Source organism: Ruegeria sp. CDSA221 (assembly GCF_059611825.1).
The window spans coordinates 26,089-47,673 of record NZ_JBXWPK010000018.1 but is presented as its reverse complement, the minus strand read 5'-3'; the positions used below and the strand labels follow the sequence as shown (position 1 = coordinate 47,673).

General features: G+C 57.9%; 29 protein-coding genes. 18 read left to right on the top strand and 11 right to left on the bottom strand.

Annotated features, from left to right (window positions below; translation table 11 throughout):
- The first annotated feature begins 5 nt into the window (after positions 1-5).
- Positions 6-356 carry a hypothetical protein gene (locus AC2FJ5_RS19545; protein WP_281973514.1) on the top strand — a complete coding sequence of 117 codons (351 nt, stop codon included), beginning with the start codon at positions 6-8 and terminating at the stop codon, positions 354-356.
- Positions 357-517: 161 nt separating this feature from the next.
- A complete protein-coding gene (locus AC2FJ5_RS19540; protein ID WP_496794348.1) occupies positions 518-1,315 on the top strand; it encodes a class II glutamine amidotransferase in 798 nt (265 codons plus the stop codon).
- 20 nt (positions 1,316-1,335) lie between these two features.
- Here AC2FJ5_RS19540 and AC2FJ5_RS19535 read toward each other — a convergent pair whose 3' ends face one another.
- From AC2FJ5_RS19535 to AC2FJ5_RS19525, 3 genes are read right to left on the bottom strand one after another with little or no spacing between them, the layout of a single operon-like run.
- Positions 1,336-2,499, bottom strand: a complete 1,164-nt coding sequence (locus AC2FJ5_RS19535; protein ID WP_496794347.1) for a lytic murein transglycosylase — start codon at positions 2,497-2,499, stop codon at positions 1,336-1,338.
- Between the two features lie 11 nt (positions 2,500-2,510).
- Positions 2,511-3,431 (bottom strand): adenosylcobinamide-phosphate synthase CbiB, encoded by a 921-nt coding sequence (cbiB, locus tag AC2FJ5_RS19530; protein WP_496794346.1) that lies wholly within the window; start codon positions 3,429-3,431, stop codon positions 2,511-2,513.
- Positions 3,428-4,393 carry a threonine-phosphate decarboxylase gene (locus tag AC2FJ5_RS19525; RefSeq protein WP_496794345.1) on the bottom strand — a complete coding sequence of 322 codons (966 nt, stop codon included), beginning with the start codon at positions 4,391-4,393 and terminating at the stop codon, positions 3,428-3,430. Before AC2FJ5_RS19525 ends, cbiB begins: the two co-directional genes overlap by 4 nt.
- A gap of 182 nt (positions 4,394-4,575) precedes the next feature.
- Between AC2FJ5_RS19525 and AC2FJ5_RS19520 the strand changes: the two genes are divergently transcribed.
- Entirely contained in the window at positions 4,576-4,938 is a 363-nt protein-coding gene (locus tag AC2FJ5_RS19520; protein ID WP_271951393.1) for a response regulator transcription factor, read from the top strand.
- On the opposite strand, the gene AC2FJ5_RS19515 is transcribed toward AC2FJ5_RS19520, so the two are convergent.
- Positions 4,920-5,909 carry a glutathione S-transferase family protein gene (locus AC2FJ5_RS19515; RefSeq protein WP_496794344.1) on the bottom strand — a complete coding sequence of 330 codons (990 nt, stop codon included), beginning with the start codon at positions 5,907-5,909 and terminating at the stop codon, positions 4,920-4,922. The genes AC2FJ5_RS19520 and AC2FJ5_RS19515 overlap by 19 nt on opposite strands.
- Before the next feature lie 212 nt (positions 5,910-6,121).
- Between AC2FJ5_RS19515 and AC2FJ5_RS19510 the strand changes: the two genes are divergently transcribed.
- Positions 6,122-6,475, top strand: a complete 354-nt coding sequence (locus AC2FJ5_RS19510; RefSeq protein WP_142639206.1) for a hypothetical protein — start codon at positions 6,122-6,124, stop codon at positions 6,473-6,475.
- Between the two features lie 35 nt (positions 6,476-6,510).
- On the opposite strand, the gene AC2FJ5_RS19505 is transcribed toward AC2FJ5_RS19510, so the two are convergent.
- On the bottom strand, positions 6,511-7,683 hold the full coding sequence (locus AC2FJ5_RS19505; protein ID WP_496709622.1) for a MalY/PatB family protein: 1,173 nt from the start codon (positions 7,681-7,683) through the stop codon (positions 6,511-6,513).
- A gap of 94 nt (positions 7,684-7,777) precedes the next feature.
- On the opposite strand from AC2FJ5_RS19505, the gene def (AC2FJ5_RS19500) reads away from it, so the two are divergent.
- From def (AC2FJ5_RS19500) to AC2FJ5_RS19480, 5 genes are read left to right on the top strand one after another with little or no spacing between them, the layout of a single operon-like run.
- Entirely contained in the window at positions 7,778-8,296 is a 519-nt protein-coding gene (def, locus tag AC2FJ5_RS19500) for a peptide deformylase (RefSeq protein WP_271951383.1), read from the top strand.
- A complete protein-coding gene (def, locus tag AC2FJ5_RS19495) occupies positions 8,293-8,787 on the top strand; it encodes a peptide deformylase (protein ID WP_142639212.1) in 495 nt (164 codons plus the stop codon). The genes def (AC2FJ5_RS19500) and def (AC2FJ5_RS19495) overlap by 4 nt, the downstream gene beginning before the upstream one ends.
- 2 nt (positions 8,788-8,789) lie before the next feature.
- A complete protein-coding gene (gene fmt / locus AC2FJ5_RS19490) occupies positions 8,790-9,704 on the top strand; it encodes a methionyl-tRNA formyltransferase (RefSeq protein ID WP_496794343.1) in 915 nt (304 codons plus the stop codon).
- A gap of 6 nt (positions 9,705-9,710) precedes the next feature.
- Complete coding sequence (locus tag AC2FJ5_RS19485) at positions 9,711-9,947, top strand: hypothetical protein (RefSeq protein ID WP_282022238.1); 237 nt, start codon at positions 9,711-9,713, stop codon at positions 9,945-9,947.
- A gap of 1 nt (position 9,948) precedes the next feature.
- Positions 9,949-10,185 carry a GlsB/YeaQ/YmgE family stress response membrane protein gene (locus AC2FJ5_RS19480; RefSeq protein WP_282022239.1) on the top strand — a complete coding sequence of 79 codons (237 nt, stop codon included), beginning with the start codon at positions 9,949-9,951 and terminating at the stop codon, positions 10,183-10,185.
- 7 nt (positions 10,186-10,192) lie between these two features.
- Here AC2FJ5_RS19480 and AC2FJ5_RS19475 read toward each other — a convergent pair whose 3' ends face one another.
- The 6 genes from AC2FJ5_RS19475 to AC2FJ5_RS19450 all read right to left on the bottom strand — a co-directional run bounded on the left by AC2FJ5_RS19475 (position 10,193) and on the right by AC2FJ5_RS19450 (position 14,019).
- A complete protein-coding gene (locus AC2FJ5_RS19475; RefSeq protein WP_496702966.1) occupies positions 10,193-10,822 on the bottom strand; it encodes a trimeric intracellular cation channel family protein in 630 nt (209 codons plus the stop codon).
- Complete coding sequence (gene rnhA, locus AC2FJ5_RS19470) at positions 10,819-11,286, bottom strand: ribonuclease HI (protein WP_496707218.1); 468 nt, start codon at positions 11,284-11,286, stop codon at positions 10,819-10,821. Before rnhA ends, AC2FJ5_RS19475 begins: the two co-directional genes overlap by 4 nt.
- Positions 11,279-11,863 carry a class I SAM-dependent DNA methyltransferase gene (locus AC2FJ5_RS19465; RefSeq protein WP_496794342.1) on the bottom strand — a complete coding sequence of 195 codons (585 nt, stop codon included), beginning with the start codon at positions 11,861-11,863 and terminating at the stop codon, positions 11,279-11,281. Before AC2FJ5_RS19465 ends, rnhA begins: the two co-directional genes overlap by 8 nt.
- Entirely contained in the window at positions 11,860-12,312 is a 453-nt protein-coding gene (locus AC2FJ5_RS19460; RefSeq protein ID WP_282022242.1) for a DUF3429 domain-containing protein, read from the bottom strand. Before AC2FJ5_RS19460 ends, AC2FJ5_RS19465 begins: the two co-directional genes overlap by 4 nt.
- A complete protein-coding gene (ispH, locus tag AC2FJ5_RS19455) occupies positions 12,309-13,259 on the bottom strand; it encodes a 4-hydroxy-3-methylbut-2-enyl diphosphate reductase (RefSeq protein ID WP_271951367.1) in 951 nt (316 codons plus the stop codon). The genes AC2FJ5_RS19460 and ispH overlap by 4 nt, the downstream gene beginning before the upstream one ends.
- Positions 13,260-13,449: 190 nt before the next feature.
- Positions 13,450-14,019, bottom strand: a complete 570-nt coding sequence (locus AC2FJ5_RS19450; RefSeq protein WP_142639223.1) for a LabA-like NYN domain-containing protein — start codon at positions 14,017-14,019, stop codon at positions 13,450-13,452.
- 140 nt (positions 14,020-14,159) lie between these two features.
- Here AC2FJ5_RS19450 and folK point away from each other — a divergent pair, with 140 nt between their 5' ends.
- The 9 genes from folK to rnc all read left to right on the top strand — a co-directional run bounded on the left by folK (position 14,160) and on the right by rnc (position 21,400).
- Positions 14,160-14,729, top strand: a complete 570-nt coding sequence (gene folK, locus AC2FJ5_RS19445; protein WP_496702970.1) for a 2-amino-4-hydroxy-6-hydroxymethyldihydropteridine diphosphokinase — start codon at positions 14,160-14,162, stop codon at positions 14,727-14,729.
- A gap of 94 nt (positions 14,730-14,823) precedes the next feature.
- On the top strand, positions 14,824-15,177 hold the full coding sequence (rpoZ, locus tag AC2FJ5_RS19440) for a DNA-directed RNA polymerase subunit omega (RefSeq protein ID WP_142639234.1): 354 nt from the start codon (positions 14,824-14,826) through the stop codon (positions 15,175-15,177).
- Positions 15,178-15,203: 26 nt separating this feature from the next.
- A complete protein-coding gene (locus tag AC2FJ5_RS19435) occupies positions 15,204-17,336 on the top strand; it encodes a RelA/SpoT family protein (protein ID WP_496709630.1) in 2,133 nt (710 codons plus the stop codon).
- Positions 17,337-17,352: 16 nt separating this feature from the next.
- Positions 17,353-18,051, top strand: coding sequence for a DUF2062 domain-containing protein (locus tag AC2FJ5_RS19430; protein WP_142639238.1), 699 nt, complete (start codon positions 17,353-17,355; stop codon positions 18,049-18,051).
- Positions 18,044-18,790 carry a pyridoxine 5'-phosphate synthase gene (locus AC2FJ5_RS19425; protein ID WP_281995877.1) on the top strand — a complete coding sequence of 249 codons (747 nt, stop codon included), beginning with the start codon at positions 18,044-18,046 and terminating at the stop codon, positions 18,788-18,790. Before AC2FJ5_RS19430 ends, AC2FJ5_RS19425 begins: the two co-directional genes overlap by 8 nt.
- Positions 18,787-19,410 (top strand): LysE family translocator, encoded by a 624-nt coding sequence (locus AC2FJ5_RS19420; protein WP_496702972.1) that lies wholly within the window; start codon positions 18,787-18,789, stop codon positions 19,408-19,410. Before AC2FJ5_RS19425 ends, AC2FJ5_RS19420 begins: the two co-directional genes overlap by 4 nt.
- Positions 19,407-19,826, top strand: a complete 420-nt coding sequence (gene acpS / locus AC2FJ5_RS19415; RefSeq protein ID WP_496707227.1) for a holo-ACP synthase — start codon at positions 19,407-19,409, stop codon at positions 19,824-19,826. The genes AC2FJ5_RS19420 and acpS overlap by 4 nt, the downstream gene beginning before the upstream one ends.
- Before the next feature lie 57 nt (positions 19,827-19,883).
- Positions 19,884-20,723, top strand: coding sequence for a signal peptidase I (gene lepB / locus AC2FJ5_RS19410; protein ID WP_271951346.1), 840 nt, complete (start codon positions 19,884-19,886; stop codon positions 20,721-20,723).
- Complete coding sequence (gene rnc, locus AC2FJ5_RS19405) at positions 20,720-21,400, top strand: ribonuclease III (RefSeq protein WP_271951343.1); 681 nt, start codon at positions 20,720-20,722, stop codon at positions 21,398-21,400. Before lepB ends, rnc begins: the two co-directional genes overlap by 4 nt.
- Positions 21,401-21,585 lie beyond the last annotated feature (185 nt).

The window sequence follows — 21,585 nt, the reverse complement described above, 5'->3', positions numbered from 1 at the left end:
CTGCCATGACCCGTTTCCTGATCATCGCCCTACTGACTGCTACCCCTTTAGGGGCCGCGGAATGGACGACCAAGCCCGATGACGTCCCTCTGACCCAACAAGAGTTGACGGCGCTGGCGGGTCGGACGCTGACCTTTTATGATGACGGGCAGTCGCGATACTCGGCTGGCGGGGCCTATTCCTATACCTATGCCAGCGGAGAATCCGCGTTCGGAACCTATTCCATCGCGGAGGATGGCAGTATCTGCGTGCAATACAGAAACGGGTTCGGTCGATGTGATCTTTATGTCCTGAGTGCTGGACGCCTGATCCTGATCACGGAAAAGGGAGAGCGTTTCCCGGTACGGCCCGAGTGACATTCAAGAAACCGGGCAACTGTTGAAATTGATCTGAATATTTGGATTTTTGGTGGTCACTTAATCGTAATATTTCAAAATTAGATGGAGATCAGGGGCGAATTCTCACCCCGCGTTGTTGTAATTTCCCGTATCAACAACGGATCAAAAGAGGCGGGTCGATGTGCAGATTTCTGGCTTGGGCGGGTGCGAAACGGTTTCTGGACGAACTTGTTATGGACCAGGAACAGTCGCTGGTGCATCAAAGCAGAAACGCCCTGATTGGCAAAACGCCGATCAACGCGGATGGTTTTGGGTTGGCCTGGTATTCCGGGCGCGAAACGCCGTGTTTTTACAAAGACACCAACCCGGCTTGGTCGGATGCCAACCTGAAACAGTTGACCCATCACACGAAATCGCACCTGTTCCTGGCGCATGTACGTGCCTCAACGGGGACTGCCACGTCGCGGAACAACTGCCATCCCTTTGGCTGTGGTAAGTGGAGCTTTATGCATAACGGGCAGGCCGGCGGCCATGACCGTATCCGCCAACAGCTTGACGGGATGATACCTAGCCACCTGTACGATCATCGCCTTGGCGCAACTGAAAGCGAGGCGATTTTTCTGATTGCCCATGGCGAAGGGTTGGACGCCGAACCCATCGCCGCGATGGAGCGTGCGGTGCACCGTGTCGAGGTGCTTGCCCGCGCCAAAGGAAGCCTACCCCATATGCGCTTTGCCGCCTGCTGGTCCGATGGAGATCGCCTGTTTGCTGCGCGCTATGCCTCGGACCGTTTCGCACCCAGCCTGCATTACAGGCCCTGCGATGATGGGATCATTATCGCGTCTGAGCCGCTGGATGCGAAGAATGGCGATTGGGCTGAGATCCCGGCAAATACCGCCATCGAAACACGCGGCGATAGGCTGCAGATGTATGTGTTTGAGCCGAACGGGCGATCTTTGGACGCCGAAGTCGCCTAGATCGCCGTATCGAAGAGCGACTAGAGCCGGTTCAACAACTCAGCCGTTGGCCAGGCATCCGCAGGCAGGCCTAGTCGTGCTTGCTCTGACTGGACAGCCGCGCGGGTCCCTGCGCCCAGAATCCCGTCGATCTTGCCCACATTATGGCCGCGCGCCTGCAGCTTGCTTTGCAGCTGCTTCATCTGTGCACCCGATAAGCCTTGGGCCGCGTTGCCCGCGTCATAGACCTGCGCCCCTTCAAGCCGGGTGCCGAAATAGGCTGCGGTCAGCACATAGACAAAGCTCTGATTCCATTCGAAATACACATCAAAATTTGGATAGGCCAGAAAGGCAGGCCCGTTATGCCCTTGCGGTAGGATCAGCGAGGCGGGCAGGTTGGTGAGGGACCCGTTGCGTGCCTGAACGCCCATCGCCTGCCAGTCAGAAACCGAACGCGGTTTGCCCGGGCCCGATAGCGACCAATCCATCCGTGCGGGTACGGTGACCTCTTGCAGCCAAGGCTGCTCCGGTTGCCAGCCCAGATGCGACAGCATCTTGGCGCCCGACATAAGCGCATCGGGCGCAGAGGTCTTTAGCGAAACCTTGCCGTCACCATCGCCATCGACCCCGTTTTCCAGAATGTCTCGGGGCAGCATCTGCACCATTCCAATCTCGCCAGCCCAAGCACCTGACGTGCGGGCCGGGTCGAAATTTCCCCGGCTGTACAGCTCAATCGCAGCGAACACCTGAGGCCGGAACAATTCTGGACGACGGCAATCATGCGCCAGTGTCACCAGCGCATTGCGGGTGTTGAAATCCCCCTGAAACGACCCGTAATCCGTTTCGAACGCCCAAAATGCCAACAGCACCCCGCGCGAGACACCATATTGTTGCTCGATCCGGTCAAACACCGCGTCGTATTTGCGCGACATGGCCTGACCCCGGTCGATCCGGTTTTGTGAAATCAGGTGTCGCGAAAAATCAATGAACGGTTTCTGGAACACGCCCTGTGCCCGGTCGGCTTTCAATACCGCGTTGTCTTGTTGCACACCTTTGAAGAAGGCATTGACGGTGGATTTGTCAAAGCCTTGCTGAACGGCTTCGGCCTTCAACCCCTTCACGAAGGAATTGAAACCCCCGCCACATTGGGCAAGCGCAGGTGAAGCAAACAAGGCGGCGGCAACAAGGCCGGAAAGAAAACGCATGGACAGGTCCGTCAGATTATGAAGCTGACCCCAACCCACACTGACACGAGGCCAAGCGCAAGCCCCCATATCCTCCAAAGCATGTCACATGCGCGGAAAACCTCTGGCGCGCCGATGTCGCGCGGGGCATCGCCGTTGACCCAGGCCAGATCCCTGATCTGCCCGTCATAGCTGCGCGGCCCGGCAAGGGCCACGCTCAGCGCGCGTGCCATTGCCGCCTCGGGCCAGCCAGCGTTGGGAGAGATATGGCGGCGCGCATCGCCCACCATCTGCTCCCATTTCGCCCATTGGTTTGACAAGATGACGATCAACAGAAAGGTCAGTCGTGCCGGGATCAGGTTCAGGACATCGTCCAACCGCGCAGCTGCCCATCCGAAATCACGGTATTTATCCGTGCGATAGCCGACCATGCTGTCGGCGGTATTGATCGCCTTGTAGACCAGAAGCCCTGGCAGGCCACCCACCAGAAACCAGAAGGCCGGCGCGATGACTCCGTCGCTGAGGTTTTCAGCCGCGCTCTCGATCGCGGATCGGGCGACCTGTGCTTCAGTCATGTCCTTGGTGTCACGTGACACGATCATGGCGACCTTCGCGCGCCCATCGACCAGCGAGGTCTGCAAACCCTCGCCAACAGCGCGGACATGTTCCACCAGCGATTTTTGTGCCAACAGCACAGCGCAGATGATGGTGCCGATGATCGGGCCAAGCAAAGACAGAAGCCCCCCAAGCCCAGCGGCACCTGCGACCAGCAGCGCGGCAACAGCTATGCCCTTGAGGCGACGGTACGAGCCATGGTTCAGGCGGTCGTCAAGCCACCCGATGAGTTTACCAATCATAACGGCGGGGTGCCGGACGCGCGACCACAGCCAATCCGGCTCGCCCAGTGCAGCATCCAGACACATGGCGCAGACTAAGATAAAGGCGGTGCTCACAGGGCCGCCTCAAGCCGCGCCCAGCCATCTGCCGGTGGCAGGCCAAGGCGTAGATAGGTTTGCGAATAGGGGAATACACGACTCCAGATATGAGCGCGGGCCAGACGGTCTTGCCAGGCGCTGGCGTCGTCGACCTGATAGAGCCGGAACAGGCTGGTGCCGCCAATCAGCTGCGCGCCTTTCTGCGTTACCATCCGATCCATCCGGGCGGCATCGGCCGCCAAAAGCAGGCGGGTCTCGTCAGCCCAGGCCGTGTCGTGCAGCGCTTGCTCTCCGATCCGCAAGGCGGGACCTGAGACCGCCCAAGGCCCGGTCAGATCGTTCAAACGTGCGATCAGACCGGAGCGTGCGATGGCAAATCCCAGCCGAACCCCCGCCAGCCCCCAGAACTTGCCAAAGCTTTTTAGCACGATAACACCGGGCCGGTCGGCAAGATGGATCAGCGAGGCATCGGGCGTGACGTCGCAAAAGCTCTCGTCGATAATCGTCAGGGGGGCATCCACATCGTTCACGCTCCAGATGCGCCCATCTGGGTTGTTGGGGTGCACGATCACGCGCGCCTCGACTGTGCCGGAGTTCTGTAGCGTCCAGCCCTGCGCGGCAAAGGCGGCGGCATGTTCGTTATAGGTCGGAGTGGTAATCTGAACCCGGCCGGTTGCAGCCAACGCAGGAATGCGGGCGATCAGAGCAGATGCGCCGGGTGCAGGCAGGATCTCTGCACCCTTGGGAACTGACCAGAAACTGCGGGCCGCATCGGCCAGCCGTTCAAATGCGCCATGGTCGGGCAATTCCATCCAATCCGATGGGGTGAGCCCGGCAACTTCGTATGGAACCGGATTGATTCCGGTGGACAGGTCGATCCAATCGGTTCGCTTACCGCCATAAACTGACATGGCCCCATCCAATCCACCGCCATGGTCCCGAGCGGCCCGCGGATTCAAATCTCTATTTTTGCGCGCCATCGGGCCCCTCGCCGGAATCACCAAATTTTGCCTGTTTCAAGCGGATTTCTGCCAGTTTTACAAGCAAATCCGCGTGATCAGGGGCGTGCTCCGGCTCGGTTAACACTTTGTTAATGAATTGGCGTGAACACAAACCTTAGGGGTCGGCACCACTCACCATAAATGTGCCGAGGTTGTTGAGAATGAATGTATTGATTGTTGAGAGTAACCCCGATTTAGGTCGGGTTTGGAAAAGGCATCTTGAACGCCAGGGTGCCGATGTCACGCTTGTGGCCGGTCAGGAGGATGCAATCCTCGCCCTGTATGGGGCCGAGTTTGAAATCATTGTTCTGGATTTGGTGCTGGAGACCGGCAGCGCTTTGGCCGTGGCAGACTTTGCCAGCTATCGCAGGCCCGAAGCTCGTGTGATTTTCGTGACCAACACCACTTTCTTTTCGGATGGCTCGATCTTTGCCCATAGCCCGAATGCCTGCGCCTATGTGCAAAGCGGCACGCCGCCAGAGGATCTGGCGGCGATGGTTGAGCATTACGCGGCGGGACGCTGATCGCGCCCGTGGGGCTCCAGATAGTTCAGGATCGGGTTCGTCGGGATGATCCGGTGCGGGTTAATGCTCTCATGGCTGTAGTGATAGTGGCGCACGATATGGTTTAAGTTCACGGTCCGCGCGACACCCGGCCACTGGTACAGCTCGAGGGTATAGGCCCACAGGTTGGGATAGTCGATCAGACGCCGCCGGTTGCATTTGAAATGCAGATGGTAGACCGGATCAAACCGGATCAGCGTGGTGAACAACCGCCAGTCGGCCTCGGTGATGCGGTCGCCCATCAGATAGCGGCTGGTGGACAGCCGGTCTTCGAGCCAGTCCAGCGTGTCAAAGAGCGGTCCAACGGCTGCGTCATATGCCGCCTGGCTGGTGGCAAAGCCGGATTTGTAGACTCCGTTATTGATGTCGGAATAGATGCGGGCATTGACCTGTTCGATTTCGTCACGCATTGCCTCGGGCCAGTAATCATCGGTGTTCCCGGTGATCCCGTCAAAGGCCGAGTTGAACATCCGAATGATTTCCGAACTTTCGTTTGAGACGATGGTTTCCTGTTCCTTGTCCCACAGGATTGGAACGGTTACGCGCCCCGAATAGGTCGGGTCAGCCTTGGTATAGATTTGGTGGGCATAGTCCATTCCGTACAGTACGTCGCCCGCCGCCCCGTGTTCGTCGGTTGCAAATGTCCATCCCTTGTTCAGCATGTCTGGGTGTACGACCGAAACCGGGATCAGATCGGACAGCTCTTTCAGTTCGCGGAATATCAGTGTCCTGTGGGCCCAGGGGCAGGCATGGCTGACATAAAGATGGTACCGGTCAGGTTCGGCTTTGAAGCCGCCCGTGCCCGAGGGTCCGGCGCTGCCATCAGCGGTCAACCAGTTGCGAAATTGCGCCGCGCTACGCTTGAAGGCGCCGCCTGTGGATTTGGTATCATACCACGTGTCATGCCATTTGCCGTCGACCAATAGGCCCATGCTTGGATCCTCCGTAATGCGGTTTCCCGGAACATACGCTTTGAAGGGGACCGATCCTATGCGAGCCGCCGCGCATTGTGCCTGCGTTTTCGCACAGGTTGGAATGGGATTTCCGTGCAACAGGTTTGGATTCGACCGCGTTGAGTGATCGGCTTCACTGGATTTTTACAGTCTACGTTCCAAAATAGAGTCCGCTGCGGGGGAGTTTTGATATGAGTACCTATGTTTCCAAAGAAATCAGCGCCGAATTGGATGCTGCGCGAATCGCGAGTCTGAAGAAAACCAGCCGACTTCGTGTCGAATTGGGCGACAATACCTACAAAATTCTCCGATTGTGGAAGGATGGCTTCACCGTAGAGGCCGCGACCACGCCTCGATTGCGCGGTTTGGTCGATATCTACGATGGCGCGCGTCACTTATATCAATGCCTGATCATTGCCGATGAATGTGAGGCAGGCGAAATGCGCTATGAATTCAAGCGCAGCACGGCCGCCTCCGACAAGGCCCCATTGGATTTCTATCGATCTCCGGACGCGCCCATCGCGCTGCTTGGAAACAAGGACTAGGCTTTTGCCCATCGGGTCTGCCGATGGGCATCCCGCTATTGCAGATCGGAAAACGCGTGTTTCAGCCGTTTGCTGGCCTCTTCGACACGCCCGCGTTGCGTCGCAAGATTGAACCGCTCGAATGTCTCTCCACCCGCACCAAAGCCGGGGCCGGGCGAGGTGGCGATTTTTGCATCCTCGCGCAGACGTCGGGTAAATTCTGCGTGGTCCATTCCGGTGCCCGAGAAATCAATCCAAGCCAAATAGGTTGCCTGTAGGGGCATTGACCACAGGCCAGGGATTTCTGCGATTGCAGCGTCAAAGATTTTTCGATTGCTATCAAGATGGGCGATCTGTTCATCCACCCAAGCGGCCCCTTCAGTCGAATAGGCAGCGGTGATCATTGCGACTCCCAATGCGCTGGGATCATAATCCAGTGTCTGGATTCGGCGACGCATCGCGGCGCGCAGGTGCGGGTCGGGAATGATCATATTCCCCGTCCGTTGACCTGCGATGTTGAAGGTCTTGGACGCTGCCGTCAGTGTCACCGTCCAAGGCCGCGCAACCGGCGCGGCGACATCCATCGGAACAAAGGTCGTGCCGGGATAGACCAGATCGTGGTGAATCTCGTCCGATACCAGAATAAGGCTGTTCCGTTCCGCAAATGCCGCGACTGCGCGCAATTCTTCTGGCGTCCAGACCCGGCCCGAGGGGTTCTGAGGCGAGCACCACAAAAGCATCTTCTCGGTTCCGTCCAGCCGCGATTGCGCGTCTTCCAGATCAAGGCCATAGCCGTCGCCGTCGCGCATCAAGGGGCATTCCACCACGCGCCGACCCGACTTGTTCACCTTATGTGCAAACTCATGGTAGACGGGTGTAAAGATGACCACTCCGTCGCCCGGACTGGTCCAGACATCGAGGCAGAGCGCAATCGCATTTCCCAGACCCTGCGACGTCAGAATCCAATCAGAATCGATCTCCCACCCGTGGCGGTTCTTCATCCACCATTGGATGGAATTCAGGTAGTCCGGGTGCATCCAGGAATATCCGAAAACACCGTGATCCGCCGCGTTACGCACAGCGTCGATCACACAAGGCGCCGTAGAATAGTCGGAATCGGCCGTCCACATTGCCAGACTGTCATCTGGCGAAAGGCCATACAGCTTTTCAAGCTTGTCCCATTTCGAACTGTTAGTGCCGCGGCGGTCGATCAGGTCGTTGAATGTCATATCTGCTCCATCTGTCCGGATGAAAGCTAGCCGCAAATTCGGCAGGTGCAAGGGGGGCGTTGCGGCTTAGGGCGTGATGGCCTAAATCAACCTCATGAAACGCAATATACTGATCCATCCCGACCCCCGCCTGAAAAAGATCTGCTCTCCTGTGGTGGATCTGACGGACGAATTGCGCCAGCTGGCTGATGACATGCTTGAGACGATGTATGATGCACCTGGTATCGGGCTGGCAGCGCCTCAGATTGGGATGCTGGACCGGCTGATCGTTATGGACTGTGTCAAGGAAGAGGGCGAGGCTCCACGCCCGCTGATTATGTTCAACCCCGAAGTGGTCGCATCGTCGGACGAGACGAATGTCTATGAAGAAGGTTGTCTTTCGATCCCCGAACAATTCGCCGAAGTCACGCGCCCAAAGGTCGTGGACGTGGCTTGGATCGATCGTGATGGTAACGCGCAGCGGGAAACATTCGATGGCCTTTGGGCAACCTGTGTCCAGCATGAGATTGACCACCTGAACGGGAAGCTGTTCATCGATTATCTTAAGCCTATGAAACGCCAGATGATCACCCGAAAAATGCAAAAGCTGAAACGCGAGCAGGCGCGCGAATGACCGTTCGTACCTGCCTGCCATGGCCTGATAAGCGTCTGCGGACTAAAGCCGAAGATATCACCGAAATTACTGACGAGGTTCGTGCCATCTGGGATGACATGATCGACACAATGGAGGCGATGCCCGGCGTCGGCCTTGCCGCACCGCAGATCGGCGTGATGCTCCGGCTGGCGGTGGTCGATGGCTCGACCGAGAGGGGGCGGGCTGTGCGGCTGGCAAACCCTGAGATCCTGCACAGATCCGTCGAATTGCGCGAGCATGAAGAAGCCAGCCCAAACTTGCCTGGCGTGTCGGCCAATGTGAAACGTCCCCGGGCTGTGACGGTAAAGTTTCTCAACGAAAAAGGCATCATCGACCGCCGTGACTTTGTCGGGATCGAAGCCACCAGCGTGCAGCACCAGATCGACCATCTAAACGGGCAGATGTATTTCGACAGGCTCAGCAAGGTCAAACGAGACATTCTGCTGCGCAAAGCTAAAAAGCTGGGGTAGGCATGCGGCTGATCTTTTTGGGGACACCCGATTTCTCGGTTCCGGTGCTGGACGCGCTGATTGATGCGGGGCATGAGGTTGCCGCCGTCTACTGCCAGCCTCCGCGCCCAGCGGGCAGAGGCAAAAAGGATCGTCCAACCCCCGTTCATGCTCGGGCCGAGGCATTGGGACTGACCGTTCGGCATCCGGTCTCATTGAAATCAGCGGAAGAACAGGACGCCTTTGCCGCGTTGAATGCGGATGTGGCTGTCGTCGTGGCCTATGGTCTGTTGTTGCCACAACCGATTCTGGATTCGCCTACGCAGGGATGTCTGAACATTCATGCAAGCCTGTTGCCGCGCTGGCGGGGGGCTGCGCCGATCCATCGGGCGATCATGGCGGGTGATGCGCAAACCGGTATTTGCATCATGCAGATGGAGGCTGGTCTGGATACCGGGCCAGTCCTGTTGCGGCGGGCCACCGACATTGGTGCGCAGGAGACCACAGGGCAGTTGCATGACCGGTTGTCTGAAATGGGCGCTTCTCTGATCGTCGAGGCACTGTCCAAACTGCCGAACCTGACGCCCGAGCCTCAACCCGACGTCGGCGTGACCTATGCCGCCAAGATCGACAAGGCTGAGGCGCGTGTTGACTGGGCCAGACCCGCGGTCGAAATTGACCGTCAGATCCGTGGCCTGTCCCCCTTTCCCGGCGCCTGGACCGAGATGAATGGCGAGCGGATCAAGCTGCTTGGTTCCAAATTGGCCGAGGGGCAGGGTGTTGCAGGAGAGGTTCTTGACGACCAACTGAAGGTTGCCTGTGACGATGACGCGATTGAGCTACTGCGCTTGCAACGGGCGGGTAAAGGGGCGCAGGATAGGGGAACTTTTCTGCGGGGGTGGCCGATTGCCGTTGGTACCCGCCTGTCATCGGAGTAGGCCACCATGTTCATGATCCTGATGGGGACTGTCGTTATTGCTGGGATTGTCGGCTATCTGTCCGAGAAATCCGGCTTTACCCATAATGGCATTCTGCAGTCGATCATCATCTGCGTAGGTGGTGCATTCCTGTTCTATTTCGTGCGCATCATGTTCGGGATCAGCTTTGGCCCGCCCGGTCTGGATGCAGTGCTGTCCTCGATCGGGGCGCTGATCATCGTTCCGACTCATTGGAGGAAGTGACATGCCCGTCATCGCCCTGATCGTCATCGGCGCCGCTGCGGGTTTTCTGGCCACCCGCCTGATGCGGATCGAGGCAGATATTCCCACCACCATGCTGATCGGTATCATTGGTGCCTTGGTTGGTGGGTTTCTTCTGCGGGCATTGGTCACGATGATGGGCTGGTTGTCCGGGTTTGTCGGCGCTGTGCTGGGGGCGCTTCTGGTGATCTGGATCTGGCAGACCTATAAGCGCCGCTAAGCCTTGGTCAAGGGCGACTGCGTGGCGGGCGGCTTTTGTAGACCGGCAGTCTCCAGCCGAACAGCAGCGATCCTGCCCGCAATGCCCAGCAGATCAGGGCGCATGCGGCAAGCACGGTCAGCTCCTCGAACCCCATCCGGTTGGCAATAACGGCCGCTACCGAGCCTGCAAGGGCGCAGGACACATAAAGCTCACCCTGTTTCAGCACCAGCGGAACTTCGTTGCAGACCACGTCCCGCATCAGGCCGCCAAAGCATCCGGTGGTGACACCCATCAACACCACGATCGTGCCGGATTGGTCCAAGGATAATGCGACGCCCGTGCCAGCAGCGACCGCGATGGACAGGGCGAAACTGTCCAACCAAACCAGCCAGTTATATCGGCTTTCGACCAGATGGGCTGTAAAGAACACAAGCACCGCCGCACTGCAGGCCATCAGGACATAGCTGGGCTGGCCAACCCAGAACACCGGATTCCGATCCAACAGCAGGTCACGCACCGTGCCGCCGCCAACGGCAGTCAGGCAGGCGATAAAGGCAAACCCTACAAGATCAAGCTGCGCGCGACTGGCGACCAATGCGCCAGTCAGCGCAAAAACCAGAACCGAGGCATAATCGAGCAGGTCCAAACCGTTCATGGCTGCGTCTTCTTGGGCTTGAACGGGGCCATGCCTGCACGGGCCAGTTCGTCGGCTTTTTCGTTTTCCGGGTGACCCGCGTGGCCCTTGACCCATTCCCAGGTCACATCATGACGCACCTGCGCCTCATCCAGCCGTTGCCACAGGTCGACATTCTTGACCGGTTTTTTGTTCGAGGTTTTCCAGCCGTTCTTTTTCCAACCGAATATCCAGCCGGTGACGCCGTTTTTCACATAGGCGCTGTCAGTGATTACGGTGATTTTCGAGGCACGTTCGAGCGTTTCAAGCGCGCTGATTGCGGCCAGCAGTTCCATTCGGTTGTTGGTGGTTTCAGCTTCGCCGCCGCTCAGTTCACGCTGTTTCAGGACGGTGTCGCCGTCCATTGCACGCAGCACCACACCCCAGCCACCCGGGCCTGGATTACCGGAACAAGCACCGTCAGTATAGGCAAACAGTTCAGGCATGGGCCAGCACCAGAATGAAGCCATCGTAAGAACCCGCCAGACCTTTGCCGATCCCGGTCCTAATCCCGTCGATGGTAAAGCCGGCATCTGCCAGGGCCTCCTCAATCTCGGTCTGCGAGAAGTAGCTATAATAGCGATCCAGATGATCGCGATGTTCGCCCGTGCCCAGTTTGAGGCCCAGGAAAAAAACGCCCTGCGGTTTCAGCGCCCGGTGGATGGCCACCAAATGGCGTGGGAAATCCTTGCGGGGCGCGTGCAGCAGCGAGAAGCTGGCGTAGATGCCGTCATATGCGGCCACTTCGGTCACGTCGTCGAAAGTACCCAGATGCGCGTCCACGCCATTGGCGCGCGCATAGTCAACAAAAGCGGGCGCCGCATCCAGCGCATGCACGCTCAGGCCCTGGCGTAGAAAGAACGCGCTGTCTGACCCGGGGCCCGAGCCCAGATCCAACACATGCCCCTTACCGACGGCATCGACAAATTCCTGACGTGATGTCAGCTGCTCCGGTGGTAGAGGAACCTTGAGGTATTCGGCCACGTTGTTGGTATAGGCGTTGATGGTTTTGGGATCGCTCACAGATAGACTCCGACGGCAAGGCAGGCCAATACGACTGCGGTCAGCAAAATGCGCAACCGCATCCACCAGACCGGTGTTAGCCGCCAATACGAAAAGATGGCATCTAACACCAGTAGCCCGCCAAACCCCCACATCAGATTTGTGCCAGTGCTGACAGGCCCGCTGCCGGTTTTCAGAAAGGCCCACAGGGCGGGTAATGTGGACAGCGCATAACAGGTCGCGGCCTTGCTGCCAGAGGTTTTACTGGAAAACCCCCACAGCACGCCGGACATAAAGCTGAGGATGATCGCCCCATAATACAACTGGATATACGGACCGACAAAACGTGCGCCCAGTGCCTGTCGGCCCCAGTCGTTCAGATCGTCGTTCAGATAGGTCAGAGCGCCCCAGATGAAGGGGATCAGCCCGGCCAACCCCAGAAACAGCGGCGCCCTTGGTATGCCGCTCATGCGGGTTGGCGCAGGACGCGCGGGACTTTGAATTCGACATTCTCGGTCGCTGTTTCGACCATCTCGACCGTCACATCATAATGCTGGCGGAACGCATCGATAACTTCGTTGATCAGAACCTCGGGGGCAGAAGCGCCTGCTGTCAGAGCGATCGAAGAGATACCTTCGAGGGCGCGCCAATCGATATCGGTCGCGCGCTGCACCAGTTGGGCATAGCTGCATCCTGCGCGTGCCGCGACCTCGACCAAACGGCGCGAGTTAGATGAATTCGGCGCCCCCACAACCAGCAGGGCATCTGACTTCCGGGCCACAACCTTGACTGCTTCTTGCCGGTTGGTTGTGGCGTAACAGATATCTTCTTTGTGAGGGCCGACGATAGATGGAAATCGGGTCTGAAGCGCTGCAATGATATCCTTTGTATCGTCAACCGACAGGGTCGTCTGAGTGACAAAGGCCAGTTTGTCAGGGTCGCGGACCTGGACGTCTGCAACGTCTGCAACCGTTTCGACCAGCAAAACCTCTCCTTCCGGTAGCTGTCCCATCGTTCCGATAGTTTCGGGATGGCCCTTATGTCCGATCATGATCATCTGCAGCCCGGCTTCGGCGTGGCGCTGTGCTTCGACATGGACTTTGGAGACCAGCGGGCAGGTGGCGTCGACATAGACCATCTGGCGCTGCGCCGCCGTCGCGGGTACCGATTTGGGAACCCCGTGCGCCGAGAATATCACTGGGCGATCGTCGGGGCAGTCTTCCAGTTCATCGACAAAGATCGCACCTTTGGCACGCAGTCCATCGACCACGAATTTGTTATGGACAATCTCGTGCCGAACATAAACCGGGGCGCCCCATTTCTGCAGCGCCATCTCGACAATCTTTATGGCCCTGTCGACACCAGCACAGAACCCGCGCGGGGCGGCGAGATAGAGGGTCAGGGGGGGCTTGGTCATGTCGCGTTCTCCTTACCGACACAGGTAAGTCTTTTCACGGCCATGGTCCAGTCAGGACAATGTCATTGATCCGACATGGTTCAATGCTAGCCAATAGGTGTTTTCAGCACCTGATCTTTGTTTAAAAAGCGCGGCCAGGGTTTCCCCTGACCGCGCTAATTTTCAACCGAGTTTGCTTTGGGGCCAGTTACTACCCGCCTGCGGCAACGGTGCGCGGTTCCATCGGCATTTCGCGCGGCGGACGACCGATCACGTCGCGGAGATCTTCCAGCTCGATGAAGTTGTCGGCCTGGCGGCGCAATTCGTCCGAGATCATGGGTGGCTGGCTGCGGATGGTCGACACCACAGAAACGCGTACCCCCTGACGTTGCAGGCTTGCGATCAGCGGGCGGAAATCTCCGTCGCCGGAAAACAGCACGATATGGTCTACACGTGGTGCAAGCTCCATGGCATCGACGGTCAGTTCGATATCCATGTTACCTTTGACTTTCCGACGCCCCATGCTGTCGGTGTATTCTTTTGCCGGTTTCGTAACCATGGTGAAGCCATTGTAATGCAGCCAATCAACCAGTGGACGGATGGGCGAATACTCGTCATTTTCAAGTAGCGCTGTGTAATAGAAAGCTCTGAGCATCTTACCGCGGCGCATGAATTCCTGGCGCAGCAGTTTATAGTCAATGTCAAACCCCAGTGCTTTTGCGGCTGCATAAAGATTCGAGCCGTCGATGAACAGCGCTAGCCGTTCGTCTTTATAAAACATAAATAGGTCCTTCCGGTACAAATCAGCGCGCTGCGTGTTACGTGAGTGAGTCTTGGGAAAATACAGCGCATTGATATCTCCATAATTAGGGGTTTTATGGTGTATCGCAAGTATGCAATTCGCCGAATATAGGGAGTAGGATGCGCAAAACCACCTCAAAAGCAGTGCTTGCCCTCGGTGCAAATCTCAAAGTGAGAGGTTTTGAGCCCCATCTGACGCTACGGCATGCCATTGACGCGATTTTGCGCCAGGGGCTGTTGATTCGGGCAGAAAGCCGCTTTTATGCGACCCCTTGTTTTCCTGCAGGCGCGGGGCCGGACTATGTGAATGCGGCCGTGTTGATCGAGACTGAAAGGTCACCCTTTGAGTTGCTGCAGATATTGCATGGAATTGAACATGATTACGGGCGCGAGAGGATTCAGCGCTGGGGAATGCGGACGTTGGATCTGGACCTGGTCTGTTACGATGATCTGGTTCTGCCCGACCGCGAGGTTTTTCAAAGCTGGTTATCGCTGCCGCCCGAAGATCAGAAACAGCAGGCGCCGGATCAGTTGATCCTGCCGCACCCAAGGGTACAGGATCGTGCGTTTGTGCTTGTTCCCATGGCGGATGTTGCCCCGAACTGGAGGCATCCAATACTGGATCAGACCGTCAGGGAAATGCTTGCGGGGCTTCCTTCAGGCGATATTGCGGCAGTTACCCCGTTATGATTGGTGCATTTGCAGCATTTCCTGCTTGTCAAGGCAGGGATTCGCCCTTAGATAAACCTCTTCCTGACATGGATTCAGTAACGGAGAGCGCCCCATGGCCCGCGTGACGGTTGAAGATTGCGTAGACAAGGTTCCGAACCGGTTTGAACTGGTGATGCTTGCCGCCCATCGTGCGCGCGAGATTTCCGCCGGTGGTCCGATCACCGTTGACCGTGACAACGACAAAAACCCGGTTGTTTCTCTGCGTGAGATCGCTGACGAGACTCAAAGCGCTGACGAGCTGCGCGAGCGGCTGATCGAGGCCAACCAGACCCAAATCGAGGTCGACGAGCCCGAAGAAGACCAGATGGCGCTGCTGATGGGTGCGGAAACAGACAAGCCTGCGGATGACGACATGTCCGAAGAAAAGCTGCTGCGCGCTCTGATGGAGGCTCAAGGCCAGGGGTAATCCCCACAAATGAAGGTGCGGACCGGATGATTTCTGCTGAAGACCTGATTGCGCTGGTCCGCAACTACAATCCAAAAACGAATGCAGACCGCATTGCCAAGGCGTATGAGTTCGGCAAGCAGATGCATGAAGGGCAATTCCGCCATTCTGGCGAGCCCTATTTCACCCACCCTGTTGCCGTTGCCGCCATCCTGACCGAACAGCGTCTGGATGATGCGACTATTATCACGGCGCTGCTGCACGATACGATCGAAGACACCAAGGCCAATTACGGCAAAGTGTCTGAGCTGTTTGGCGAAGAAGTCGCCAAGCTGGTTGATGGGGTCACCAAACTGACAAACCTTCAGCTGTCCAGCCGCGAAACCAAACAGGCCGAGAACTTCCGCAAGCTGTTTATGGCGATGTCCAAGGATTTGCGGGTCATTCTGGTCAAGCTGGCAGACCGTCTGCACAATATGCGCACAATCAAGGCGATGCGGCCCGAAAAGCAGATCGTCAAAGCGCGCGAGACGATGGATATCTACGCGCCGCTTGCAGGCCGTATGGGTATGCAATGGATGCGGGAAGAGCTGGAAGACCTCGCCTTCCGCGTTCTCAACTCTGAAGGCCGACAGTCCATCATCCGCCGCTTCATCACGCTGCAGCGCGAAACGGGTGACGTGATCCACCGGATCACCGGCGACATGCGGCACGAACTTGAAAAGGCCGGGATTGAAGCCGAGGTTTTTGGCCGTGCCAAGAAACCCTATTCGATTTGGCGTAAGATGCAGGAAAAGGACCAGGGGTTCTCGCGTCTGTCCGACATTTACGGGTTCCGCATCATTACGCAAAGCGAAGAAGACTGCTATCGAACCCTTGGCGCGATCCACCAGCGTTGGCGCGCCGTGCCGGGGCGGTTCAAGGATTATATCAGTCAGCCGAAATCGAACGGTTATCGGTCGATCCACACCACCGTTTCAGGCCGTGACGGCAAGCGGGTCGAGGTTCAGATCCGCACCCGTCAGATGCATGATGTCGCCGAAACCGGCGTGGCCGCGCACTGGTCCTATCGGGATGGCGTGCGTTCGGAAAACCCCTTTGCCGTCGACCCGGCTAAGTGGATCGCCAACCTGACTGAACAATTCGACAGCGAAGAGGATCACGAGGATTTCCTCGAGGCAGTCAAGCTCGAGATGTATTCGGACCAGGTCTTTTGTTTCACGCCTAAGGGGGACGTGGTGAAACTGCCGCGTGGTGCGACGCCGATTGACTTTGCCTATGCCATCCACACGCGCATCGGGCACGCCTGTGTAGGGGCCAAGGTTGATGGTATTCGCGTGCCACTTTGGACCCGGATCAAAAACGGTCAGTCGGTGGATATCATAACAGCTGACGGTCAGACTCCCCAAGTCACGTGGTTGGAAATTGCCGTCACCGGCAAAGCCCGTACAGCCATTCGTCGCGCCCTGCGCGAGGTTGACCGAGAGCGGTTCATCAAGCTGGGCAAAGAACTCGCGCGATCGGGATTTGAACATGTCGGGCGCAAAGCGACCGACAAGGCGCTGGACACTGCTGCCAAGCATCTGCGCCTGAAAGACCGGCATGAGCTGCTGGCGCGCCTGGGCAGTGCAGAACTAACTGCCCATGATGTGGTCAGCGCCGTCTACCCGGAACTGACGCAGGATGATGGTGATGCCATTCCGATGCGCCGGGCCGTGATCGGTCTTGAGCCGGGGCAGAAGTTTGACCGCGCCCCTTGCTGCCAGCCATTGCCGGGTGAACGGATCGTCGGGATCACTTATCGCGGCAAAGGTGTTGTCGTGCATGCAATCGACTGCGATCGCCTGAGCGAATACGAGAGTGAGCCCAAACGCTGGGTCGATCTGCACTGGCACTCGGGAACTCACCCGGCTGTTTACGGGGCAACGATTGATGTTACGATTGGCAATGACGCAGGTGTGCTGGGTCGCATTTGTACATTGATCGGCGAGAAAAAGGCCAATATCTCGAACCTAGAATTTGTGGATCGCAAACCGGATTTTTACCGCCTGCTGGTCAACGTAGAACTGCGCGACCTAGAGCAGTTGCATTCGTTGATGTTGATGCTTGAGGCCGAAAGCGATGTTGCAGCGGTTGAACGTTTCAGAGACAGAGCTAAATCCGCAGTTGCGGCTGGCTGAGAAGGGGTGATCAGGAGTGGTATTCAAGCGCCGAGATCGACGCTCGCCTGTCCAGATCGCATCGGAATTCGTCTATCCTCGTGGTGGCTGGACCCGGGCCTTTCACTATGTGAAACACCGCGTCCGGCGATTGCCGGATTCACCTGAACGCATCGCCCGCGGGGTAGGGTTTGGAGTGTTTGCGGCCTTTACACCTTTTTACGGGCTGCATTTTGGCATTGCCGCCCTGGCTGCGCGATTGTTCAACGGCAATATGCTGGCTGCACTCAGCGGTACGTTTTTCGGAAACCCATTGACCTATGTGCCCATCGGGGTGGTTTGCCTTCAGACCGGGCATTTCCTGTTGGGCACCGAGTTTGAAGAGGGCGACACCCATGGGCTTATGGGGAAGTTCGCCAATGCTATCGGTGATCTCAAAGACAACCTGATTGCAGTATTCACCGACCGGGTGGCTGACTGGCACGGGCTGGGAATTTTCTACGACGAGGTTTTCTTTCCGTACCTGATTGGCGGCATTCTTCCCGGATTGCTGGCTGGGGTGGTTTGCTACTATCTCAGCCTGCCGCTGGTCCACACCTATCAGCAACGGCGTCGCGACAGGATCAAAAAGAAGTTTGAAGAAATCAAACGTCTGGCTGAATCCGAGGCTGCCGTTCCAGAGTCAAACCAACTAGGCTCGAGCCAGGATTTGGGAAAGGAATCAAAGGATGTCTGAGAACCGTTTGCGTCTCGGTGTGAATATCGACCATGTGGCCACTGTGCGGAATGCACGTGGTGGGGTCTATCCCGACCCTTTGCGCGCGGCCACGCTGGCCGAGCAGGCCGGTGCAGATGGCATTACTGCCCATCTGCGCGAAGACCGCAGGCATATTTCGGACGCAGATATTGACGGGTTGATGGAGGTTCTTTCGGTGCCTCTGAATTTTGAAATGGCAGCCACGCCCGAGATGCAACAAATCGCTTTGCGCCATAAGCCGCACGCGGTCTGCATCGTCCCCGAAAAGCGCGAGGAACGGACCACCGAAGGCGGGCTGGAAGTCGCGCGCGAAGAAAACAAACTGGCCCATTTCATTGCACCTTTGCGTGATGCGGGCTGTCGCGTGTCGATCTTTATCGCCGCCGACCGTCGACAGATTGAGGCAGCGCATCGCATCGGCGCCGAAGTGATCGAACTGCACACAGGCGCCTATTGTGACGCCCATGCCGAAGGCAAACTGGATGAGGCAGCGCAAGAGCTGGAAGGCCTGCGCGACATGTCCACCTTTGCCCATTCGCTTGGCCTCGAAGTGCATGCCGGACATGGTCTGACATACGACACGGTCAAACCTGTCGCCGCTTTCCCCGAGGTGCGCGAGTTGAACATTGGTCACTTTCTGATTGGCGAATCGATCTTTTTGGGCATGACCCCCGCCATTCAGGAAATGCGCCGCCTGATGGATGAGGCGCGGGGATGATAACCGCGGGTTTCATAGCAATCTGGATCGCCTGGCTGATGGCCGGAGGCTCACCCGGTCCGGCAACCATGGGCATCGCCGGAACTGCAATGAACGAAGGCCGCCGCGCCGGTCTGGTCTTTGCACTGGGCATCTGTGCTGGGTCCGCTGCCTGGGGCATCGCCGCCGCGCTGGGCCTGTCGGCGATCATGCTGGCCAATGTCTGGGTGTTCGAAGTGATCCGCTATGTCGGTGTAGCCTATCTGGGCTGGCTGGCGCTCAAGGCCCTGAAACGGGCGCTGTCGTCGGATGAGATGGCGTTGGGCAACCCGGTCACCGGCTCGCTACGCACCATCTTTGCCAAAGGCGCGGCGATTCACCTGACCAACCCCAAGGCGATCCTCAGCTGGGGCTCGATCTACGCTATCGTTGCCCCGAATGACGCCAGCTTGTCGATGCTGCTTGGCTATTTCGGCCTGCTCTACGCGGGCTCGTTGCTGATTTTCATCAGCTATGCATTCCTTTTCTCTTCCGAACGCACAGTCCGCGCCTACCGCCGCGCCCGCCGCTGGTTCGATTTTGCCTTTGCCGGGTTCTTTGGGGTGGCAAGTTACAAGATTTTGACGGTGCGGTTGTCATGATCCTAGGCATCGGCACAGACCTCGCAAACATAGACCGCATTCAAGGCACGCTCGACCGGTTTGGTGACCGGTTTCGCAACCGTGTTTTTACCGACATCGAACAGCGCAAGGCCGAACGCCGCGCCGACACAGCAGGCACCTATGCCAAGCGCTGGGCCGCGAAAGAGGCGTGCTCCAAGGCGCTGGGCACCGGGCTTCGTATGGGGATTTCCTGGAAGGACATGGCTGTGACCAACCTTAAAACCGGCCAGCCAGTGATGCATGTGACCGGTTGGGCGGCGGAACGGCTCAACGATATGACCCCCGAGGGTCATGCGGCGATCATCCACGTCACCCTAACCGATGACCACCCCTGGGCGCAGGCCTTCGTGGTGATCGAGGCGCGCCCAATTCGCGAACGCAGCGCTCTGTCTTGACTAACCCCGCCGCGCCGCGCATGTAGCACCCCAACAAACCAAGGACCGGAGAGCAGTATGGCCGAGGACGTCAAAACCGGAAATCCCGTGTGGGAGACGATCAAAACCATCGTCTATGCGCTGTTGATCGCGGGCGTTTTCCGTACCCTGTTCTTTCAGCCGTTCTGGATTCCGTCAGGGTCGATGAAACAGACCTTGTTGATCGGGGATTTCCTGTTCGTCAACAAAATGGCCTATGGATATTCCTATGCCTCTTGCCCCAGTCTGATTATTCCAAGCGTCGGCCTCAATATCGACGCCGAGGATGTTTGTGGCTGGATGCAAAGTGATGACAACACCCGTATCTGGGCCGGCGATCCCGAGCGCGGTGATGTGATCGTATTCCGTCATCCGGTAACGGGCCGCGATTATATCAAACGCCTGATCGGCCTGCCCGGCGATCGTATCCAGATCATCGAGGGCCAGATCATCCTGAACGGTACTCCGGTTCCGCAGCAACCCGATGGCGTCTTCACCGAGGTCGCGGCGCCGCAAGGTCCGCAAGGGTTGCGCCCGCGCTGTGAAAACGGCCCGGTTGGCCGTGGTGGCGTGTGTGAGAAATCCCGCATGATCGAAACCCTGCCCAACGGGGTGTCCTATGATGTGCTCAATATCGGTAATCAGGGGTCGGACAATACCGGCGTCTATACAGTGCCCGAAGGCGAATACTTCTTTATGGGCGATAACCGCGACAATTCCAGCGACAGCCGCCTGCCGCAATCGGCCGGGGGTGTCGGATATGTACCCTATGAAAACCTGATTGGTCGTGCAGATCGCATCATGTTCTCCTCCGCTGGCCGGTCGATGCTGTTCTTCTGGACCTGGCGCGGAGACCGCTTCTTTAAGGCTGTGAATTGAAGCTTTCCGCCGAAATAAAGGCGTTTCAAAAACGTCTGGGGCATGAATTTGCCAACCCCGAGCTGCTGGTGCGTTCGCTGACCCATGGATCGGTTTCGTCCGCCACGCGCCCGGACAACCAGCGGCTCGAATTTCTGGGTGATCGGGTGCTGGGTCTGGTGATGGCGACGGCCTTGCTGGAGGCGGACAAAAAGGCCAGCGAAGGTCAGCTTGCCCCCCGGTTCAACGCGCTTGTGCGCAAAGAGGCCTGTGCAGATGTGGCGCTGCAGATTGATTTGGGTGCTGTACTGAAACTGGGCCGATCTGAAATGCTGTCCGGAGGGCGGCGCAAACAAGCTTTGCTTGGCGACGCGATGGAGGCAGTCATTGCTGCGGTTTATCGCGACGCCGGGTTCGAGGTCGCCAGCGCCGTTATCCTAAAGCTCTGGGGTGATCGCATCCACGATGTCGAGGCCGACGCCCGTGACGCCAAAACGGCGCTTCAGGAATGGGCGCAGGCACGGGGCCAGAAACCGCCCAGCTATGTCGAAGTCAGACGCTCTGGCCCGGACCATGCGCCGGTCTTCACCATTGCTGCGCGTCTTCAGGACGGGGCAGAAGAGCAGGCAACAGCAGGGTCAAAGCGTCAGGCCGAACAGGCGGCTGCCAAGTCGTTGCTGGACCGTTTGCAGAATTAGTCTACCGGGTAAAAACAGTCTGTCTCCTGAGGGCTGGCCGGAAATGCCTATCGGTCGAACACGGGTCCTATCCGGTGATGGGTCGCCCACCATACCCCACCCAATGCCATCCAGATCGCATGTGCCCAAGCTGCAAATCGCTCTGGTCCGCTGCCTCTTTCTGCGATAGGGAGGCCCATCTGCAA

Coding starts and splice junctions, on each gene's coding strand:
- AC2FJ5_RS19545 (WP_281973514.1), top strand. CDS start 6: ATGACCCGTTTCCTGATCATCGCCCTACTGACTGCTACCCCTTTAGGG.
- AC2FJ5_RS19540 (WP_496794348.1), top strand. CDS start 518: ATGTGCAGATTTCTGGCTTGGGCGGGTGCGAAACGGTTTCTGGACGAA.
- AC2FJ5_RS19535 (WP_496794347.1), bottom strand. CDS start 2,499: ATGCGTTTTCTTTCCGGCCTTGTTGCCGCCGCCTTGTTTGCTTCACCT.
- AC2FJ5_RS19525 (WP_496794345.1), bottom strand. CDS start 4,393: ATGGCGCGCAAAAATAGAGATTTGAATCCGCGGGCCGCTCGGGACCAT.
- AC2FJ5_RS19520 (WP_271951393.1), top strand. CDS start 4,576: ATGAATGTATTGATTGTTGAGAGTAACCCCGATTTAGGTCGGGTTTGG.
- AC2FJ5_RS19515 (WP_496794344.1), bottom strand. CDS start 5,909: ATGGGCCTATTGGTCGACGGCAAATGGCATGACACGTGGTATGATACC.
- AC2FJ5_RS19510 (WP_142639206.1), top strand. CDS start 6,122: ATGAGTACCTATGTTTCCAAAGAAATCAGCGCCGAATTGGATGCTGCG.
- AC2FJ5_RS19505 (WP_496709622.1), bottom strand. CDS start 7,683: ATGACATTCAACGACCTGATCGACCGCCGCGGCACTAACAGTTCGAAA.
- def (WP_271951383.1), top strand. CDS start 7,778: ATGAAACGCAATATACTGATCCATCCCGACCCCCGCCTGAAAAAGATC.
- def (WP_142639212.1), top strand. CDS start 8,293: ATGACCGTTCGTACCTGCCTGCCATGGCCTGATAAGCGTCTGCGGACT.
- fmt (WP_496794343.1), top strand. CDS start 8,790: ATGCGGCTGATCTTTTTGGGGACACCCGATTTCTCGGTTCCGGTGCTG.
- AC2FJ5_RS19485 (WP_282022238.1), top strand. CDS start 9,711: ATGTTCATGATCCTGATGGGGACTGTCGTTATTGCTGGGATTGTCGGC.
- AC2FJ5_RS19480 (WP_282022239.1), top strand. CDS start 9,949: ATGCCCGTCATCGCCCTGATCGTCATCGGCGCCGCTGCGGGTTTTCTG.
- AC2FJ5_RS19475 (WP_496702966.1), bottom strand. CDS start 10,822: ATGAACGGTTTGGACCTGCTCGATTATGCCTCGGTTCTGGTTTTTGCG.
- rnhA (WP_496707218.1), bottom strand. CDS start 11,286: ATGCCTGAACTGTTTGCCTATACTGACGGTGCTTGTTCCGGTAATCCA.
- AC2FJ5_RS19460 (WP_282022242.1), bottom strand. CDS start 12,312: ATGAGCGGCATACCAAGGGCGCCGCTGTTTCTGGGGTTGGCCGGGCTG.
- ispH (WP_271951367.1), bottom strand. CDS start 13,259: ATGACCAAGCCCCCCCTGACCCTCTATCTCGCCGCCCCGCGCGGGTTC.
- AC2FJ5_RS19450 (WP_142639223.1), bottom strand. CDS start 14,019: ATGTTTTATAAAGACGAACGGCTAGCGCTGTTCATCGACGGCTCGAAT.
- folK (WP_496702970.1), top strand. CDS start 14,160: ATGCGCAAAACCACCTCAAAAGCAGTGCTTGCCCTCGGTGCAAATCTC.
- rpoZ (WP_142639234.1), top strand. CDS start 14,824: ATGGCCCGCGTGACGGTTGAAGATTGCGTAGACAAGGTTCCGAACCGG.
- AC2FJ5_RS19435 (WP_496709630.1), top strand. CDS start 15,204: ATGATTTCTGCTGAAGACCTGATTGCGCTGGTCCGCAACTACAATCCA.
- AC2FJ5_RS19425 (WP_281995877.1), top strand. CDS start 18,044: ATGTCTGAGAACCGTTTGCGTCTCGGTGTGAATATCGACCATGTGGCC.
- AC2FJ5_RS19420 (WP_496702972.1), top strand. CDS start 18,787: ATGATAACCGCGGGTTTCATAGCAATCTGGATCGCCTGGCTGATGGCC.
- acpS (WP_496707227.1), top strand. CDS start 19,407: ATGATCCTAGGCATCGGCACAGACCTCGCAAACATAGACCGCATTCAA.
- lepB (WP_271951346.1), top strand. CDS start 19,884: ATGGCCGAGGACGTCAAAACCGGAAATCCCGTGTGGGAGACGATCAAA.